Consider the following 17,639-nt stretch of genomic DNA (forward strand, 5'->3'; position numbering starts at 1 on the left):
AAGGAGACACCGATGCGACGACCTGTAAGAATTGGGCTGGGAGGGCCCGTGGGGGCCGGCAAGACCTCGATACTCGTGTCGCTTTGCCGCGCGCTCGGCGACCGATACTCGCTGGGTGTCGTGACGAACGACATCTACACGAAGGAGGACGCGCAATACGTGGTCGAGGTCGGGGCCGTCGAGGCCGACCGCGTGATCGGGGTCGAGACGGGCGGCTGCCCCCACACCGCGATCCGCGAGGACGTGTCGATGAACGCCCACGCCATCAAGACGCTGCAGAAGCGCTTCGACGACCTCGATATCGTCTTCGTGGAGAGCGGCGGCGACAACCTTGCCGCGACCTTCAGCCCCGAGCTGGTCGACAGCCATATCTACGTCATCTCGGTCGCGCAGGGCGGGGACATTCCGCGCAAGGGCGGGCCGGGGATCGAGAAATCGCCGCTTCTTGTCATCAACAAGTCCGACCTCGCGCCTTACGTCGAGGTCGACCTTGCCCGGATGGAAACCGACGCGCGCGCCAAGCGGGCCGGCAAGCCCTTCGTGATCACCAACATGAAGACCGGCGACGGGCTGGACGAGATGGTGCGCTGGATCGAGCGCGACGTCCTTCTGCTCGAAGACGCGTGAGGAGCGGCGGATGATACATACCAACATCTATCCCGACCCCGACTGGATCGTGGGCAAGCAGGCGCTGATGAACGTGCGCGCGCACGTGGTCGGGGGGCGGACCATCGTGCAGCCTTCGGCCTGGCGGATCCCGTTCCAGTGGCAGGGCTACCACTACCAGGATCATGACGACCAACCCTTCATGCTCATGGTCAATTCGGGCGGCGGCTTCGTCGAGGGCGACGGGTCCTACTTCTATGGCAGCGTCGAGGAGGGGGCGCGGGCGCTGTTCACGACCACGGCCTCGGGCAAGTTCTACAAGTGCCTGAACGGGATGACCTCGACGGAGGTGGTCGAGTTCAACGTGGCGCCCGGCGCGACGCTCGAGTACCTGCCGGACGAGGCGATTCCCTACGCGGCGAGCCGGTCGAGGCGCCGCATCCTCGTCAACCTGCATGATACGAGCCGGATGTTCGGCTCTGACATGGTGTCGGCGGGGCGGGTTCACTACGGGCGGGAGATCTTCAAGTTCCACGCGATGGATTCGAGCTTCGAAATCCGTGTCGGGGGCGAGACCCTCGCGGTCGACAGGATGCGCCTCGACACGCCCGAGGAGGTCGCCGACCTCGAACGGCTCTGGAGCGGGGCGCGCCATGCGGCGCTGGTTTTCGCCTATGCCCCGGACCTGCCGGCGGATGCCGAGGAACTTACCCGTCTGCATTGCGCCGATGTCGAGGACACGCAGGTCGGCGTCACCCGGATCGGCAACCTCATGTCCATCCGCATCCTGGCGTACGAGACCTGGCAGGCGCATGAAGCCATCTTCAAGGCGTGGACCGCCTTGCGCCCGGCCATCGCGGGCAAAGCCGCCCGCCCGATCCTGAAATGCTGACACCCACCGTCCTCCAGACCCACCGGGTCGCTCACGCCTCACCGTCGGCAGATGGTGCGGCCGAACCTGTCACGAAAGGACCAGGAACCATGAAACGTCTTCTTCTTCCCCTCGGCCTCGCCGTCACGGCCAGCCCGGCTTTCGCCCATCTCGACCCCGGCGCGCACGGCTCGTTGATGGCCGGCTTCTCGCACCCGTTGTTCGGGCTGGACCACGTGCTGGCGATGGTCGCGGTCGGCCTCTGGGCCGGGCTGCAGGGCGGCCGGGCCCGCTGGGCGTTGCCGGTTTCCTTCGTGGCGGTCATGGCCTTGGGCTTCGGGCTGTCACTGCTGGGCGTGCCGTTGCCATTCGTGGAATCGATGATCCTGGCCTCCGTGATCGTGCTTGGCCTTCTCGTCGCGGTGGCGGCACGTGTCGACATGCGTGTCGGGGCCGGGCTTGTGGGCCTGCTCGCCGTCTTTCACGGCCATGCGCATGGCACTGAACTGGGGCAGGCCGGGGCGCTGAACTACGGCCTCGGCTTCATGGCCGCGACGATCGTGTTGCATGTCGTCGGCATCGCGCTCGTGCTTGTGGCCGAAAAGGCAACGCCGATGATGGGCGACCGGGGGCGGCGCATCGTGCGCACGCTCGGCGGTGTGTTCACCGTCGTGGGGGCCGGTCTGGCCTTGGGATGAGTGTCGCGGTCCGGGCGACCGGAGCAGCCGCGCACCCGGGCCGCCCGTGATCCGGGCACACACTTGAGGGCCGAGCGTCTGTGCCGGTCAGTTACCTTGATCTTGCACGGACGCGGGCCGAGGCCCCGAAACCCGAAATGCTTGTGGGGGACGGCGGGTCATGTCGCTACGACGTGAACCACGGAGGCTGAATGAAAGGGTCGACATCGTAGGGCTCGGGGGCAATCAAGGCCAGGCCGCGATCCAGGCTTTGAACTTGGAAGAACAGGTGCGGCATGCCCAGCGATGGGTCGTTCGACTGGTCCGGGTAGGATACGGCAGTCTGCCATTGCTCATGATAGTGCGTTGCGCCGGATACGCCTCGCCACGTGATGTCCTTGAGGCTTTGGGCGACGCGGCGATTGGTGGTATGTTGGCCCGGCGCACCGGACCCCCCGGCGGCGGCGACGGCGAGAGCATAGTGCTGCACGGCGTTGTAACACTGGCAGCCAACCTGTGGCGTGGAGTGGGGGCCGAACCGCTCCAGATACCGGCGGGAGAACGCGCGCCCCATCTCGTCACGCAACAAGCTGGTCACGGCACTGACCACGACACCGATCGCGTTCTCCTGAGCCAGTTCTGAGAAGCTACGATGCATCGCGCCATATTGCAGGTAGACGAGGCTGTTGGACGGGGCTTCCATGAATTGTGACTGGAAATGCGCGAGATCCCCGGCATAGAAATGCGTGTTCGCGATAACGGCCGGATCGGTCGCGGTGGCCCGAGCTATCACGTCCCGCCAATCGGAGCGTGGTGTCTGGACGATCTCGGGGCCGAAAGCGACGTCCCAGCCAAACGTCCTTGCGGAGCTTGCCATCGCCTTTGCAATCACGATGCTGTATGGCTTGGAGCCCGAAATGATCGCCAGTCGATTGTTGTGTGGGCGCCATGCGGACCGCTCCCTCAGGGCGGACAGGAACTTCAGAAAACCGCGACCGTACCAGTATTCTGCCGGGTTCCCCATGAAACACCCGAAGTATCGCTCGGGATCACTGAGGACCGTGTCGTGGTGCTGGAGCAAGGTGTTGTGGTGGATGTAGATGATCCCGGCATCCGCGATCGGCTCGTACTCCGCGTTCTGCGGCCCGATATTGTAGCCATTGATGATCGCGTGGACGTGCTTGTGTTCGATCAGTCGATTTGCAGCGGCCACGACCTCTTCGGGGGTCTGGCGGCCGGTGTCCTCGAAATGCGGATGTAGCTCCTGGCCGAGCACTCCGCCTTTGGCGTTGATCTCTTCGCAGGCCATGAGCACGCCATTGCGAAATTCCCGCCCATCGACGGCGGACGGCCCGGTCAGGGGGACGAGCGACCCGATCGGAATTTCAGAAAGCATCTGCGTTCCCCCTTTGCTCGCCCAGATTTTCAAAGAGAAGGTTGTGCATCATTACGCGAAGGCGGGGCGGGCTCACGGGTTTGATAAGTACCGGGAAGCCCTGCTGGCGAATGCCCGAAACGACCTCGGGGTCGATCTCTGCCGTTACGATCAGAACGGGCAGCGACGCGCCATAGCGTTCGCGGAGACGTTGCCCAGCCATGGTGCCGAATTCACCCCGCAGGGAGAAATCGGCGATGACCAGATCCGGTATGACCGGTGTCGCGTCAAGCAGACGGTCGGTTTCCGCCATGGATGCGGCCGGGAGCACGACTATGCCCCAACGCTCCAGCAGCGCACACATGCTGTCACGAAGGACGGGATCATCCTCTATCAGCACGACGTTCAAACCTACGAATTCGCCGCCGAGGCTTTCGGAAATCTCTGGTTCATTCGCCTGTGAGTGCCATACGTCGCCGGCGGGAACGGTCAAGCGAAAAACGGTGCCGGAACCCGGTTTGGACGAGACACTGACCGGTATACCCAAGAGTTCCGCGAGCCGCGATACGATATTCAGGCCCAATCCGAGGCCGGCACGACGGGTGTGGACGAGATCCGGGACCTGATAGAATTCGTCGAAGATTCTCGACAGATGCTCGTCACCAATGCCACGTCCGGTGTCCCAAACCTCGATCCGCAGGCGATCGCCAAACGGACGACAGCCGACGACGACTCTGCCCGTGTCTGTATAGCGGATCGCATTCGCGACAAGGTTGGTGACGATACGTTCCAGTAGCGCACGGTCGGTAGATGCGGTGTAGCGATGCCCGCGAAATCGTACCTCCAAACCCTTGGTACGGGCTTGATGTTCGAACTGTACCTCCAGACGCTCGAAGATCTGCGACATCTGGAATATCGTGACGCGGGGCTCGATCTGTCCGGCATCGAGCTGACCGATCTGCAGTAACGCCCCGAGCAGATCTTCCATGATTGCCACGGACATATCCATCGTGTGCAGCAAGTCTTGCCGGTGCTCATGGTCCAGTTCGGTCAGGCAGCTGTAGATCAGGATCTTGAGCGTGGCGAGAGGCTGGCGCAAGTCGTGGTTCGCCGCTCGCAGGAAGCGGGACTTGACTTCGTCGGACGTCTCGGCGGCGTCGCGCGCGCGCCGCAACTCGAACTCGATCTTCTTGCGGTTCGATACGTCATGGGTCGTCAGGGTTACGCCGCCGTCCTCTGCGACGGTCTGGTGAACTTCGATCGTGCGACCGTCTGCCAGGAGTTGCTCCCAGATGCAGCTCTTTCCGGAAATCGTGTCCGTGCTCAATGGCGCGCCGGTCAGATCATGTGCCATCGACGCGCCGTACTGCACCAGGAATGCCTGAAGAAAATCGCGATAGGGCTGATCCATCTCGATCGAGGCTTCCGTGGGCAGCAGCATTCTGAACGGTTCGTTGGCATAGATCAGATCCCCGGTCGCCCCCCAGATGGCGAGACCGACAGGAGCCTTGTCGAGGCCGGAGAAAAGGTCAGTCTTCGCGGGTGTCTGCATTGGTTTGGCTGCGGAAGGTCGATGTCTTGGCGAGGTTGATGGCGAAGTGGATCGTTTCGGCCCGGTCGGAGTGACCGAGCTTGCGCACCAGGTTGCTCAGATGGACGCGTACGGTATGGTCGGAAATGCCCAGCGCCTCGGCGATTTTCCGGACGGAGTAGCCATTTCCGAGGAATCCAAGCAATTCTTTTTCTCTCGGCGTGAGTGAGGCAACCGCGTCGTTGGGGATCTCTACTGGCGGGGTCGATGACGCGCTCTGCCGGATCAGGCGGCGCGGAAAATAGACGTCGCCCGCGAGAATTCGCTCGATGGCGCTCTCGATTTCTTGCCCGCTCGCGGATTTCGGGATGTAGCCGACCGCGCCTGCCTCGATAGCGAACATCAGACGTTCCCGGTCCTCGTGGACGGACACGACCGCGATCGGCACGTCGGGAAATTCGGACCGGACACGCTGCAAGCCGACGAACTCGTCGACGCCGGGCATGACGAGATCGACGAAGAACATCTCGACATCATGATTTGCGGAAAGCACCTCAAGCGCTTCATCGAAACTTGACGCTTCGAGGACGGTCTGTCCCCGGTCCAGCCTTCGGAGAACGGCCTTGAGGGACTCGCGCACCATCCAGTGATCGTCAGCTATCAGAATCGTCAATCAAGTTCCTCCTCCGAGATCGGCCGCGGCCCCTGGTGAAAACCCCTACCCGAACAGGGCGTTTCCGCCAACGTCAGCGCCAAACCATCCAGCGACCAAGTGCTGGACACTGGTTAATCATTATGTCCAACCGGACGAAACGTCTATAGCAGATGCTCCTGCTTTGCGAAAACGGGACTCTTTCGGGATCGGCGTTGCGGCGAATGGCAGCGGCGATGAATCCTTGAGCAGCCTAATAATCTGTGCATCTTTTGCCGCTCTAAACAAATGTTCTGCTTGACAGGCATTTGGGTATTGATCCTACATTTAGGTACGAAAGCAAATTTACGGACAAAACGTCTAATCAATAGGCGGAGCGTCTAAAACGTCCCAACAGTCTGGAGTCCAAGATGAACATTTCTCGCCGCTCACTAATGAAGACATCGGTTGCTCTTGCTGCGACGAGCACGGCGCTCGCCCCGGTGTCTGCATTTGCGCAGGAAGGCCCGATCAAGGTCGGTATCATTGACGATGCGTCCGGCGACTTTGCCGCTGCCGTCATACCGAAGACCCAAGGAGCGCGGATCGCAATTGACGAGATCAACGCGGCGGGAGGCGTTCTCGGCCGCGAGCTCGAATTGATCCACTATGACGGACAGTCCGATGTGCGCCGCCATCAGGAGTTCGCGCAGCGTGCGATCCTGCAAGACGAAGTTGATGTGCTCATGGCCGGTTATACAAGCTCCGAACGCGAAGCCGCGCGGGCCGTTGCGGTCGAGAACGAGACGATCTTCTGGCACAACAACCAGGGAGAGGGCGGTATTGCGGACGAGTATTCCTTCTTCACCGGGCCGGTTCCCGAACAGCAGATCCTGCCCGGCCTGGAGTACATGGTCGAGAAATACGGCAAGCGGGTGTACGTTCTTGCAGCCGATTACGGCTTTGGCCAGGTCAGCGCGCAGTGGGTTCAGGCAAGTGCGGGAATGGCCGGCGCCGAAGTGGTCGGGCTGGAGTTCATCCCGCTCGGCAACTCGGAGTTTTCGTCCTCGATCGCCAACATCCAGAATGAAGAGCCTGACTTCCTGTTCCTTCTGTTGGTGGGTTCCGCCCAGTCGCAGTACTTCCCGCAGGCCCAAGCCGCCGGCATCGCGATTCCGTCGATTTCGACGGTTAACCTGCAACAGGGATACGAGCACAAGCTCTTCCCGGCGCCCACGTTGGAGAACCTCTACGTGCCGGTGACGTTCATCGAAGAACTGGCGCAGGAAGTCGAGAGCGCGCAGGTCTTCGTGGACAAGGTGCGCGCCGCATTCCCCGATACCGAATACGTGAACCAGATGACGCGGTGTGCCTATGTTGCCGTGCATCTCATGGCCAAGGCTTGGGAGGCGGCGGGCACGACGGACACGCCCGCGGTGCTTGAGGCACTTCACTCTGGACTGACCTTCGATGCACCGGAAGGGCCGGTCACGCTCGATCCGGCGACACATCACCTCGCCATGGATATCCGCCTCGCTCAGGTGCAGCCGGACCATTCCGTCGAGTTCGTCGAGGACTTCGGCGTGATCGAACCGTGGTGGCTCAAGGAGATGGGGGTGAACCTCGCCGATACGCCGCAGTCGCGGCAGTATCTTCCCGGTGATGACCCTGATCTGGCTGCTTTCCTCGAGTAAGGGCCCACTCAAGAAGGGGCCCGTCTTCACTGCCACGGGCCCCCATCCACCATCAGTGCAAAAGGAGCCGCCTGTTCATGGGGGACATCATAAGCTTTGCCTATCAGTATGCCGACAGCTTCGCGCTACTCGCTTTGTCTTCGATCGGGCTCGTCATCATCTTCGGGATGATGGGCGTCATCAACATGGCGCATGGCGAATTCATGATGATTGGTGCGTTCGGCGCGTCGTTCGGCTTTCAATGGGGGCTGCCGCTCTCGCTGGCGATCGTCACGGGCGTATTCGCGGCGACGGCGATCGGGTTGCTGCTTGAGCGGCTCGTCATTCGCAAGCTCTATGGGCGGCTGCTATATTCGCTGGTTGCAACATGGGGCATCAGCCTCGTGCTAAGCCAGGGGGCACTGGTACTCATCGGTCCGTCCGTGCCGAGCTTGCCGAACCCGTTCGGCACGGTCAGCGTGGGCGGGATGAATTTCTCGGTTTACCGGTTGTTCCTCGTCGCCCTTGCCATTGCGTTGATCGTTACCCTCTGGGCGCTCATGAGGTTCACGAATTTCGGTCTCCATGCTCGTGCGACAATGACGGAACCGGACATGGCCGAAGCGCTCGGCGTTCGAACGACACGCATCTATATGGTGACGTTCGGGCTTGGTGCGGCGCTTGCCGGGTTCGCCGGGGCGATCTTCGGCCTGAGCGCGCAGATCCAGCCGACCTTCGGAGCGGCGTACACGCCAATTGCATTCATCGTCGTGGTCGTCGCCGGGTCGCGAAACATCATTGCAGGGCTCTTGGCCTCGGCACTCGTGCTGGCGCTGGTCAAGACAAGCTTCACGGTCGGCTTCAACATTCTGACCGGTTATGTCGCGATGCTCGTAACCGCCCTGATCATCATTCGGCTTTCCCCAACGGGGATCCTCGACCTGATCGGCAAGCTCAAAGCGCTGGCGTCCCAGCACAGGTCATCGACCGCGGGGACCAGCGCCGAGGAGACCAAGAATGCGTGAGTTGCTGAACGGACGTATCGAGCCGGGAAAAGGTCCGGTTTTCTGGATCGTAGGCGCGCTCCTGGTCATCGGAATGCTGTTTCTGCCGGGTCTTGTCGGACGATACACGCTCCTCAATTTCAATTCTTTCCTGTTGATGGTGTTCCTGGCGACCGGTCTTGCCCTCCTTTGGGGGTTCTGCGGCGTGCTGAGCCTCGGTCAGTCGGCATTCTTCGGGATAGGAGGCTATGCCTACGGGATTGTCGCGATCAACCTCGCCGACAGCCCCTGGGCCTCGCTGGCCGGCGTTGCCGGTGGCATTGTCGCCGCGGTTGTCTTTGCCGCGCTTCTTGGATGGCTCACCTTCTACGGACACTTGCGAGGCGTCTACGTGAGCATCGTGACCCTCGTCGTCACCCTGGTGATAGAAAGCTTCCTCAACCAGACGGCGGGCCCGCAGTGGAAGATCGGCACCGCACATCTCGGCGGGAACAACGGCCTCGGTCGGTTCTCTGGTGCGGCCGAAAACATCCCCTCGCTCACGATCCCGACGGGCGGAGGGAATTCCCTGGTCATTTCAGGTTCGAGCCCGACGTTCTATTACGTTTTGATCGGTCTGATCGTATTCACGTATCTCCTGCTAAGGGCACTTGTGAATTCTCGTTTCGGGGTCGCGCTCGCTGCCGTGCGCGAAGATCCGGACCGGGCCGAGACGCTTGGCTATGACATCCGGTTGCTCCAGTCGATGACCTTTTGTATCGGTGCCGCTCTCGCAGCCATGTCGGGACTTCTGTACGTGGCCTGGGGCAACTTCATCACGCCTTCGGTGTTCGGCGTCACCGCCAACGTCCTGCCCGTGATCTGGGTCGCCGTCGCGGGCCGGAAGAGCCTCGCGGCCGCGATCCTCGGCGCCGTGGTTCTGCAATGGGGCGCTCAGCAACTGGCGATATCTGGCGGGGAATGGGCGTTGATCGTGCAGGGCGCGCTTCTTGTCCTTGTCGTACTGCTTTTGCCCGAAGGGCTTTTGTCGCTCCGGCAACAGTATTCAAGGATGCGCGACGTCAGATCAAGCTCTCTGAAATCCCAATCCAGGCAGGGCTGACGTCATGTTGCTGAGCGTTGAAAAACTCTTCAAGAAATTCGGTGGCGTGGTGGCCTGCGACAATGTCGACTGGTCGATAGGTTCCGGCGAAACGCAATGCATCATAGGGCCCAATGGCGCCGGGAAAAGCACTTTCTTCCAACTGCTTACCGGCCGTCATGCGGCCGACCACGGGCGTATCATCTTCAAAGGCGGTGATATTTCCCGCCTTCCGCCCTTTGCGCGGGCGAACCGCGGCATCGCGATGAAGCCGCAAACCCTGGGCGTCTTTCCGGAGCTGACGGTCGAGCACAATATGCGCCTGACGCTTCAGCGTCACATGTCAGGCGCCGCCTTGCGGGATGCGATCGAGGCGCGGCTCGCCGACCTCGATCTCGCGCATACATTGAACCGACAGGCGCGAGAGCTTTCTCACGGGCAGCGCCAGTGGCTTGGCCTCGGCATGGCGATCGGGTCAAACCCGGACCTTCTTCTGCTGGACGAGCCGACTGCCGGCATGTCCACCGCGGAAACGCAACGCACCGTGGACCTCATCCATCGCATAGGCGCGACGGGCACCGCGGTGCTTGTCGTCGAACATGACATGGCTTTCGTGCGCCAGCTTGCTGTACCCACGACCGTTTTTCATCAGGGCCGCATCTTCGCCAGCGGCACGTTGTCCGACATCGAAACGAACCTCGATGTGCAACGCCTCTATCTAGGAAAGCAAGGGGTGGCGAAGCTCCGCAATTAAGGAACCGACAGGATGAAGACCATCAAGATAAACGAGGTTCAGAAGTACCTCCTCGATGCGCGGGACGAGCCGGTGCTACGCGTTGCCGCCGGCGAAACGTTCTGCGTGGAAACCGACGATGCGCTGACCGGCCTCGTACAGGACCTGAGCGACACGCCGAAAGTGCGTGACATGCAGGACGATCCACTCAGCAAGGAACTTTTGTCCTTCAACCCGCCCAAGCTGAACCCGGTCGTCGGCCCGATTTACGTCGAAGGTGCCGAACGGGGCGACGTGGTCGAAATCGAAATCGTGAGCGTCGAACCCTGGCGGTGGGGCTACACCGGCATCTTGCCGAACAACGGCGCGTTGCGTGACAGCCATCGCTGGGGCGCCGAAGTGCGCGACCTGCACATCGAACTTATCGAACACGTGCCGGGCCCTTCCGGCTCCACCGCGGATGGCAAGGCGAAATACGGGGCGATCGAATGGGACCTTGATCCCTTTATCGGTACGCTCGCCGTGGCACCGGATCGTGAAGTCGTATCGTCCCTGACGGGCCAGGGCGATTTCTGCGGCAACATCGATTGCCGAGATATCCAGGCCGGCAACAAGATCCAGATCAATTGCAACCATGATGGCGCCCTGGTCTACGTGGGCGATTGCCATGGCGGCCAGGGCGATACCGAGTTTACCGTGCTTGCGGACGAAACCCGTGCGACCGTGAAGCTCAAGGTCAACGTGATCAAGAACAAGAAGATACCGGGGGTGCGTATCGAGAAACCCGACAGTATCGTCGCCATCGGAATGGACCTGCCGCTCGACGAAGCCGTCTATTCTGCGGCGGACAACCTGATGCATTGGATGCAGGATGAGTACGGGATCAGTCCCCGCGATTCGTACCTTCGGTTCTCGGCTGACCCGGATTTCCGCGTGCGCACCTACCAGATGGTCCGGGCGAGCATCAGCCACATCGCAGGTGCCGAGTACCCGAAGTCACGTCTCAAACCGGCCTTTTGATTGATCCCGAGGAGCCAGACATGCTCACCCTGACATCCGTTTATGCCGGCTATGATTCAACCCCGGTGCTTCACGATCTGACCTTCGAGGTGCGTCGCGGCGAAATCGCTGCGTTTATCGGAAGAAACGGTGTCGGGAAGACGACCCTGGCCCGCACCGTCATCGGCCTGATCAAGCCGACGCAGGGATCGATCTTGTTTGCAGACGAGGACGTGACCGGGCAACCCGCCCGGTCGCGTGCCCGCAAGGGGGTCGGCTATGTTCCGCAGGGTCGGGGGATATTCGGCGACCTGACGGTGGAGGACAATCTCAAGCTTGGCCGGACGATCGGCCCGCTTGCGCCACGCCCGCTGGAATATGCCTATGACATGTTTCCGATACTTGGCGAACGCCGGTCGCAGATCGCCGGCACGATGTCGGGTGGCCAGCAGCAACAATTGGCGATTGCCCGCGCACTGATCGGTCAGCCCGATCTTCTGCTTCTGGACGAGCCGTCGGACGGAATCCAACCGAATATCGTCGAACAGATCGGCGAATTGTGTACGAAGCTCAACCGGGACGAGGGGCTTACGATCTGCCTTATCGAGCAAAACGTCGACCTCATCACCTCGTGCGCGCACCGCTGCCTGCTGCTGGAGAAAGGCCAGATCACGCAACGATTCTCGCCTGACAAGTTGCAGGATCCGGAAGTGGCGAGAATGGCGCTGGCTATCTAGGTGGCGCTGCCGGAGCGAGGGGCAGATCGCCGGTCGCTGCGTCCGTTCACGATGTCCCCGGCTTGCGCACCACCTCGTCGACGTAGCTTTGCCAGCGTGTCGCGAATTCGTGGGCCAGGCGAGACGGCGGGCGCTGTTGCGGGGTGATCAGGGCATAATCGAAGGGCACGGCCGGGTCGAACCTGACGAAGCTTATCGCCCCGTTCTGCCGGTTCTGCTGCCGGTAGCTTTCCGCGCTGAGGGGGTCGACGATCGCGCAGACCTGGCCGGCTTCGACGAAATGCAGAAGGGGCAGGAAATACTGTGCATCGACCCGCAGGTTGAACGTGGCGCCGCAGGCGTCGAACGCCGCCCGGGTCCTGGTCACCGTCGAATGCCCGGGTTGCAGCGTGCCCATCGGCTGCCCGTCGAGATCGCGCGGGGTGACGACCTCGAGACCGGCCAGGGGATGGCCGGTGGGCAGGGCGCAGACGCAGTCGCAGGTCGTGGCGACGCTGCGGAACAGCTCGTCTGACAGGGAGTTCGACATGATCTCGCCGGCGCCGAGATCGCAAAAGCCGATATCGAAACTCTGTGCCGCGACGAGGTTCAGGATCTGGGGCGAGCTGCGGGTCGACAGGGTCACGCGGATGTCGGGGGTGCCATGGGTGAACCGGCTTACGAAGGCGGGCAGGAGATAGGCCGAGGGCCCCGGCATCGCGACGATGCGCAGCGACCCCCGGACGCGGTCGCGCATACCTTCCATGTTGGCACGGGCTGCCGACAGCCTGTTCAGCACGTCGGTCGCCTCGGACAGCAGGTAGCGCGCTTCCGGAACGGGCACGAGACGGCGGCCGTCGCGGTGAAACAGGTCCATGCCGAGACTGTCTTCCAGCGCCTTGAGGGCGGCGCTGACGGCCGGCTGCGTGCGGTGAAGGTTGCGAGCCGCGGCGCTCATCGAGCCGGTGTTCATGATCTCGCGGAAGACGGCCAGTTGCTGCAGGTTCATGTGCGCCATTCATATAAGGAAAATTTTGCAAATCAAACATATTTCAAATTTGTATTTATTCATATGCTGGTTTCTTATCGCTCCTGTCATTCTGAAAACCAGTGGACGGGCCGATGCCCGGACCACGCAACAAACGGGGAGCTATCATATGACATTCTTGGCAAGGTTGACCTGCACGGCACTGGCCACGGTCATGACTGCCGGCCTGGCTGCCGCGCAGGAACCGACCTTTTTCCGGATCGGAACGGGAAGCGCCGGCGGCACCTATTTTCCCATTGGCGGGACCATCGCGAACGGCATTTCCTCGCCTCCGGGTTCGCGCCCCTGCGAGGAGGGTGGCCAGTGCGGCGTGCCCGGCCTGATCGCCATCGCGCAGTCGACCACCGCGTCGGTCTTCAACAACACCGCCGTGCAGAACGGCGAGCTCGAGGCCGGCATGGCCGCGGCCGACGTGACGCGTTCGATGTACCTGGGCGAGGGCAAGTTCGACGGCAAGCCGCATGAAAAGCTGCGGATCGTCGCGAACCTCTACCCGGAAGACCTGCATCTCGTCCTGCCGGAAGGCGCCTCGATCGAGAGTCTGGCGGACCTCGAGGGCAAGCGGGTCGGCATCGCACAGGCCGGTTCGGGCACGCAGGTCGCCGTGCTGCAGATGCTCGAGAAATGGGGCGTCAACCGCGACAACATCGAAGAGGCCGAGCTGAACAACAGCCAGTCGGCCGAGCGGCTGGCCGACGGTCAGCTCGATGCCTATTTCTACGCCGCGGGCTGGCCGGTTTCCGCCATGGTGCAGCTGGCCACGACCAAGGGCATGGAACTGCACAGCTTCACCGAAGAGGACCTGGCCACCATCAACGAGGCCGTCCCCGCCTATATTCCGTCGAGCATTCCTGCCGATGTCTACGAGGGGATCGACTACGAGGTGAAAACCCCGGCGGTCTCGGCCCTGCTGGTCGTGTCGTCGGACCTGAGCGAAGAGCTGGTCTACGGGATCACCAAGGCGCTTTGGAACGACAACACCCGCACCCTGCTCGACAATGGCCATGCCAAGGGCAAGCAGGTCACGGCCGATACCGCGCTTGACGGGATCGAGGCGCTTGGCGTGCCGCTGCATCCGGGGGCCGAGAAATACTACGAGGAAGCGGGCCTGCTCGAGTAGGGCGCGGCTTGAGCTGACCCGAGATCACCGGGCGGCGGGCCAGCGACGCCGGCCGCCCGGACCATCATTTCCAGTCGAACGCGAAAGGGCAGGCCATGCCGAAGAGTGGCGCGCAGGACACGCACGACCGGTCCGCCGAGGACCTGGCCGAGATCGAGCAGAAGTTCGACGAGGGCGCGGCCACCCGCACCGTCGCACCGGCCTTCGGGTACTTCCTGCGATATGTCGCCCTTGCCTTCGCGACCTACCATTACCTTACCGCCGGTTTCGCGCTGCCGCCGGATTTCTGGCACATGGGCTGGCACCTGTCCGGCCTCTTCATCCTGACCTACGCGCTGTTCCCCATGGTCAAGACGAAGACTTCCTTCGACCTGAACACCGGGGCGCTGCGGCTTGGCGGGGTGCCGTATCTGGATATCCTGCTGATGATCCTCGGCACCGCGTCGGCGCTTTATCTCGGCTTCGCCTGGCGGGGGATCCCGTGGCTGGGGATCGAGGAACAGACGTTCCGGATGGGCAACCCCAACACCTATGACATGGTGTTCGGCTGCATCCTGATCCTGCTGGTGCTGGATATCGCGCGGCGCACGCTGGGCTGGATCCTGCCGCTGATCATCTGCGTCTTCATCTCCTACGCGCTGTTCGGGCCGGTCTTTCCCGGGCTGCTTCAGCATCCGGGCGTCAACTTCAGGACGTTCGTCAGCTCGATGTATTTCCCGCAGGAGGGGATTTTCGGCGTCACGCTCTGGGTGGTGTCGACCATCGTCTTCCACTTCGTGCTGTTCGGGGTGATCGCCCAGCGGACGGGGCTGGGACAGCTTTTCATCGACAGCGCCACGATCCTGGCGGGGCGGTATACCGGCGGGCCGGCCAAGGTGTCTGTCGTGTCCTCGGCCTTCTTCGGCACGATCTCGGGCTCTTCGGTGGCCAACACCGTATCGACCGGCGCCTTGACCATCCCCAACATGAAGCGACTGGGCTACCCGGGCCATTTCGCGGGCGGAGTCGAGGCCGCGGCGTCGGCCGGCGGGCAGATCACGCCGCCGATCATGGGCGCGGCGGCCTTCATCATGGCCGAGTTCCTCGAGGTGCCGTACACCACCATCGTCATCGCCGCGATCTTTCCGGCCCTGCTGCATTACGTGGGCGTCTTTGCCGTCGTCCACCTGATGGCGCGCCGGCTTGGCCTGCAGGGGCTGGCCAGGGACAAGCTGCCGCAGTTCAAGGCGGTCTGGAGCCAGGGCTGGGCCAACGTGGTGCCGCTGATCGGCCTGCTGCTGGTGCTGTTCGCGGGGTATACGCCCTACATGTCGGCCTTCTGCGGCATCTCGTTGGCCATCGTCGCGGGCATGTCGCGGATCAGGCAGCCGCTGACGCTGATCTATTCGGCGGGGTTCATCGCATTCGTCCTGTGGAAATACCTGAATGGCGGGTTCGAGATGGGGATGTCTGCCATGCTGATCGCGGGCGCGGTGCTGGCCACGCTGAACCCGCAGCCGCGCACCAGCCTGCGGGAGATGGCCGACACGTTCGAGACCGGGGTGAAATACGCGCTCGCGGTCGGGGCGGCGGCGGCGGCCGTGGGGATCGTGATCGGCGTCATCAACACCACCGGTGTCGGCTTTCGCATCGGGTTCATGGTGACGCAGGCGGCGACGAACCTCGGCACCGATCTTCATGGCCTGTTCAGCCTCGGCACGTGGGAGCTGTTCACGGTCGAGGACCTGACATTGTTCATCAGCCTCGTCTTCATCGCGCTGGCCTGTATCCTGATGGGGGCAGGGGTGCCGACGACGGCTCTTTACATCATGCTGGTGTCGGTGGCGCAGCCCGCGCTGGCGCAGCTGGGCATTCCGCCGATCGCCAGCCACATGTTCGTGCTGTATTACGGGGTCGTTGCGGAGATCACGCCGCCGGTCTGTACATCGGCCTATGCCGCCGCCGCCATCGCCGGCTCGAACCCGTTCCGCACCGGGATATCGGCCTTCACGCTGGGGCTGGGCAAGGTGGTGGCCCCCATGGCGTTCGTTTATGCGCCTGTTCTGCTTTTCGTGTCCGAGGCCGGGTTCGATTTCTGGCAGTTCACCTACACGGCGGCCAGTTGCATCTTCGGGGTGATCTGCCTGTCGGCGGCGGTGGTCGGCTACTGGCTGGTGCCGATGGGGGCGGTGTTCCGGTGCATGATGGCGCTGGCCGGGCTGGTGTTCATCGCGCCCTCGCTCGAGGCGGATCTCGTGGCGCTGATCATCGCCGCGCCCGCGCTGGTCAGCCAGGTGATCCATCGTGGCCGATCGGCGCAGGCGGCCTGACCCGATGCAGCCGGAGGTGACAATTCTCGGGGCCGGCATCGTCGGCATCTTCACGGGCCTTGCGCTGGCCGAGCGCGGGGTGCGCGTGCGCCTGATCGACCGGGGTGAGCCGGGGCAGGCCACGTCCTTCGGCAATGCCGGCGTGATCTCTCCGTGGTCGGTGATACCGCAATCCGTGCCGGGCCTGTGGAAGAAGGTTCCGGGCTGGCTGCTCGATCCCCTGGGGCCTGTCACCGTCAGGCCAGGCTACCTGCCGCGGGTGGCGGGGTGGGGGCTTCGGTTCCTTGCGCAGGGCCGCGAGGACCGGGTGCGCGAGGTGTCGGGGGCGATGTCATTGCTGAACGCGGATTGCGTGACGCTTTATCGCCATTTCCTGAAAGGCACCGGCCACGAAGACCTGGTTCGCGACAGCTATTACGTTCACGCGTTCCGCGATGGCAGCGCGGCCCGTCTCGACACGCTGGAGAATACCCTGCGGCGGGAGGCCGGCGCGGAGCTTGAGCGGATCGAGAGGGCGGAGCTGCAGCGGCTGGAGCCGGCGCTTTCGCCCGATTTCGAGGCGGCGATCGTGATCAAGGGGCAGGCGCGCGCCTTGTCGCCCGGTCGTGTCGGCAAGGCCCTGTGCGACAAGCTGCGCGGTATGGGCGGCGAGGTCATCACGGCGGAGATCCGGAGCCTGCGGCCGGTGGAGGCTGGCGGGTGGCTGTGCGTCACGGACGCCGGAGAGTTCACCTCGCCCCGGCTGGTGCTGGCGATGGGCGCCTGGTCGGCCGAGCTGCTTCGGCCCCTTGGGATTCGCATCCCGCTGCAATCCGAGCGCGGCTACCACGTGTCGTTTACCGATCCCGGCATCACTCTCAACAACTCGGTCATGGACGTGGACCGGAAATACGTGGCCTCGAGCATGGAAGACGGGCTGCGGGTCGCCGGGACGGCCGAGTTCTCGGGCCTTGATGCCCCCGTGAACCAGAAGCGGCTCGATGGGTTGGTCACGCTGGCAAAAAGCCTGTCGCCCGATCTGAACGCCAGCGACTACACCACCTGGTCGGGCCAGCGGCCGAGCCTGCCCGACAGCCTGCCCTGCATCGGCGAACCGGAGGGGTTTCCCGGCCTGATCACTGCGTTCGGCCATGGGCATTGCGGGCTGATGATGGCGCCGAAGACCGGCCGGATCGTCGCGGATATCGCGACGGGACAGCCCGTGAACCATGACCTGAGCGCTTTCAGCCCGGACCGGTTCTAACCGCCAGGACTGTAATGCGGGG

Annotated in this window: 16 protein-coding genes; 12 read left to right on the forward strand and 4 right to left on the reverse strand. The window is 62.9% G+C overall.

Features of this window, described 5'->3' with window-relative positions:
* Window positions 1-12: 12 nt before the first annotated feature.
* The 3 genes from ureG (at window position 13) to QUV18_RS17145 (ending at window position 2,175) form a co-directional block, all read left to right on the forward strand.
* Entirely contained in the window at window positions 13-627 is a 615-nt protein-coding gene (ureG, locus tag QUV18_RS17135) for an urease accessory protein UreG (RefSeq protein WP_300895246.1), read from the forward strand.
* Window positions 628-637: 10 nt separating this feature from the next.
* Entirely contained in the window at window positions 638-1,498 is an 861-nt protein-coding gene (locus QUV18_RS17140; RefSeq protein WP_300895248.1) for an urease accessory protein UreD, read from the forward strand.
* Between the two features lie 89 nt (window positions 1,499-1,587).
* Complete coding sequence (locus QUV18_RS17145; protein ID WP_300895249.1) at window positions 1,588-2,175, forward strand: HupE/UreJ family protein; 588 nt, start codon at window positions 1,588-1,590, stop codon at window positions 2,173-2,175.
* 166 nt (window positions 2,176-2,341) lie between these two features.
* On the opposite strand, the gene QUV18_RS17150 is transcribed toward QUV18_RS17145, so the two are convergent.
* The 3 genes from QUV18_RS17150 to QUV18_RS17160 are packed head-to-tail and all read right to left on the reverse strand — an operon-like array spanning window position 2,342 to window position 5,733.
* A complete protein-coding gene (locus tag QUV18_RS17150) occupies window positions 2,342-3,550 on the reverse strand; it encodes an ABC transporter substrate-binding protein (protein WP_300895250.1) in 1,209 nt (402 codons plus the stop codon).
* Window positions 3,540-5,081: a hybrid sensor histidine kinase/response regulator gene (locus QUV18_RS17155; RefSeq protein WP_300895252.1), complete on the reverse strand. Its 1,542-nt coding sequence runs from the start codon at window positions 5,079-5,081 to the stop codon at window positions 3,540-3,542. Before QUV18_RS17155 ends, QUV18_RS17150 begins: the two co-directional genes overlap by 11 nt.
* Window positions 5,059-5,733, reverse strand: a complete 675-nt coding sequence (locus QUV18_RS17160) for a response regulator transcription factor (protein ID WP_300895254.1) — start codon at window positions 5,731-5,733, stop codon at window positions 5,059-5,061. Before QUV18_RS17160 ends, QUV18_RS17155 begins: the two co-directional genes overlap by 23 nt.
* A 413-nt stretch (window positions 5,734-6,146) precedes the next feature.
* On the opposite strand from QUV18_RS17160, the gene QUV18_RS17165 reads away from it, so the two are divergent.
* The 6 genes from QUV18_RS17165 to QUV18_RS17190 all read left to right on the forward strand — a co-directional run bounded on the left by QUV18_RS17165 (window position 6,147) and on the right by QUV18_RS17190 (window position 11,918).
* Window positions 6,147-7,385: an ABC transporter substrate-binding protein gene (locus QUV18_RS17165; protein WP_300895256.1), complete on the forward strand. Its 1,239-nt coding sequence runs from the start codon at window positions 6,147-6,149 to the stop codon at window positions 7,383-7,385.
* 77 nt (window positions 7,386-7,462) lie between these two features.
* Entirely contained in the window at window positions 7,463-8,389 is a 927-nt protein-coding gene (locus QUV18_RS17170; protein ID WP_300895258.1) for a branched-chain amino acid ABC transporter permease, read from the forward strand.
* Window positions 8,382-9,470 (forward strand): branched-chain amino acid ABC transporter permease, encoded by a 1,089-nt coding sequence (locus QUV18_RS17175; protein ID WP_300895260.1) that lies wholly within the window; start codon window positions 8,382-8,384, stop codon window positions 9,468-9,470. The genes QUV18_RS17170 and QUV18_RS17175 overlap by 8 nt, the downstream gene beginning before the upstream one ends.
* Before the next feature lie 4 nt (window positions 9,471-9,474).
* The gene (locus tag QUV18_RS17180) at window positions 9,475-10,203 is read left to right on the forward strand and encodes an ABC transporter ATP-binding protein (RefSeq protein WP_300895262.1); all 729 of its coding nucleotides are present in this window, start codon (window positions 9,475-9,477) and stop codon (window positions 10,201-10,203) included.
* A gap of 12 nt (window positions 10,204-10,215) precedes the next feature.
* Window positions 10,216-11,202, forward strand: coding sequence for an acetamidase/formamidase family protein (locus QUV18_RS17185; RefSeq protein ID WP_300895264.1), 987 nt, complete (start codon window positions 10,216-10,218; stop codon window positions 11,200-11,202).
* Window positions 11,203-11,222: 20 nt separating this feature from the next.
* Window positions 11,223-11,918: an ABC transporter ATP-binding protein gene (locus tag QUV18_RS17190; protein WP_300895265.1), complete on the forward strand. Its 696-nt coding sequence runs from the start codon at window positions 11,223-11,225 to the stop codon at window positions 11,916-11,918.
* A 46-nt stretch (window positions 11,919-11,964) separates the two neighbouring features.
* Here the strand turns inward: QUV18_RS17190 and QUV18_RS17195 are convergent, their stop codons facing one another.
* Window positions 11,965-12,915 (reverse strand): LysR family transcriptional regulator, encoded by a 951-nt coding sequence (locus QUV18_RS17195; RefSeq protein WP_300895267.1) that lies wholly within the window; start codon window positions 12,913-12,915, stop codon window positions 11,965-11,967.
* Between the two features lie 139 nt (window positions 12,916-13,054).
* Between QUV18_RS17195 and QUV18_RS17200 the strand changes: the two genes are divergently transcribed.
* The 3 genes from QUV18_RS17200 to QUV18_RS17210 all read left to right on the forward strand — a co-directional run bounded on the left by QUV18_RS17200 (window position 13,055) and on the right by QUV18_RS17210 (window position 17,617).
* A complete protein-coding gene (locus tag QUV18_RS17200; protein ID WP_300895268.1) occupies window positions 13,055-14,065 on the forward strand; it encodes a TAXI family TRAP transporter solute-binding subunit in 1,011 nt (336 codons plus the stop codon).
* A 95-nt stretch (window positions 14,066-14,160) separates the two neighbouring features.
* Window positions 14,161-16,374, forward strand: a complete 2,214-nt coding sequence (locus tag QUV18_RS17205; protein WP_300895270.1) for a TRAP transporter fused permease subunit — start codon at window positions 14,161-14,163, stop codon at window positions 16,372-16,374.
* A complete protein-coding gene (locus QUV18_RS17210) occupies window positions 16,349-17,617 on the forward strand; it encodes an FAD-dependent oxidoreductase (RefSeq protein WP_366914676.1) in 1,269 nt (422 codons plus the stop codon). The genes QUV18_RS17205 and QUV18_RS17210 overlap by 26 nt, the downstream gene beginning before the upstream one ends.
* Window positions 17,618-17,639 lie beyond the last annotated feature (22 nt).

It is taken from the genome of Roseovarius sp., assembly GCF_030373445.1.
In the GTDB taxonomy this organism is placed as follows: Bacteria; Pseudomonadota; Alphaproteobacteria; order Rhodobacterales; family Rhodobacteraceae; genus Roseovarius.

What these genes read in the sequence shown, in the direction of transcription:
- ureG (WP_300895246.1), top strand. Translation starts at nt 13, where the DNA reads ATGCGACGACCTGTAAGAATTGGGCTGGGAGGGCCCGTGGGGGCCGGC.
- QUV18_RS17140 (WP_300895248.1), top strand. Translation starts at nt 638, where the DNA reads ATGATACATACCAACATCTATCCCGACCCCGACTGGATCGTGGGCAAG.
- QUV18_RS17145 (WP_300895249.1), top strand. Translation starts at nt 1,588, where the DNA reads ATGAAACGTCTTCTTCTTCCCCTCGGCCTCGCCGTCACGGCCAGCCCG.
- QUV18_RS17150 (WP_300895250.1), bottom strand. Translation starts at nt 3,550, where the DNA reads ATGCTTTCTGAAATTCCGATCGGGTCGCTCGTCCCCCTGACCGGGCCG.
- QUV18_RS17155 (WP_300895252.1), bottom strand. Translation starts at nt 5,081, where the DNA reads ATGCAGACACCCGCGAAGACTGACCTTTTCTCCGGCCTCGACAAGGCT.
- QUV18_RS17165 (WP_300895256.1), top strand. Translation starts at nt 6,147, where the DNA reads ATGAAGACATCGGTTGCTCTTGCTGCGACGAGCACGGCGCTCGCCCCG.
- QUV18_RS17170 (WP_300895258.1), top strand. Translation starts at nt 7,463, where the DNA reads ATGGGGGACATCATAAGCTTTGCCTATCAGTATGCCGACAGCTTCGCG.
- QUV18_RS17175 (WP_300895260.1), top strand. Translation starts at nt 8,382, where the DNA reads ATGCGTGAGTTGCTGAACGGACGTATCGAGCCGGGAAAAGGTCCGGTT.
- QUV18_RS17180 (WP_300895262.1), top strand. Translation starts at nt 9,475, where the DNA reads ATGTTGCTGAGCGTTGAAAAACTCTTCAAGAAATTCGGTGGCGTGGTG.
- QUV18_RS17185 (WP_300895264.1), top strand. Translation starts at nt 10,216, where the DNA reads ATGAAGACCATCAAGATAAACGAGGTTCAGAAGTACCTCCTCGATGCG.
- QUV18_RS17190 (WP_300895265.1), top strand. Translation starts at nt 11,223, where the DNA reads ATGCTCACCCTGACATCCGTTTATGCCGGCTATGATTCAACCCCGGTG.
- QUV18_RS17195 (WP_300895267.1), bottom strand. Translation starts at nt 12,915, where the DNA reads ATGGCGCACATGAACCTGCAGCAACTGGCCGTCTTCCGCGAGATCATG.
- QUV18_RS17200 (WP_300895268.1), top strand. Translation starts at nt 13,055, where the DNA reads ATGACATTCTTGGCAAGGTTGACCTGCACGGCACTGGCCACGGTCATG.
- QUV18_RS17205 (WP_300895270.1), top strand. Translation starts at nt 14,161, where the DNA reads ATGCCGAAGAGTGGCGCGCAGGACACGCACGACCGGTCCGCCGAGGAC.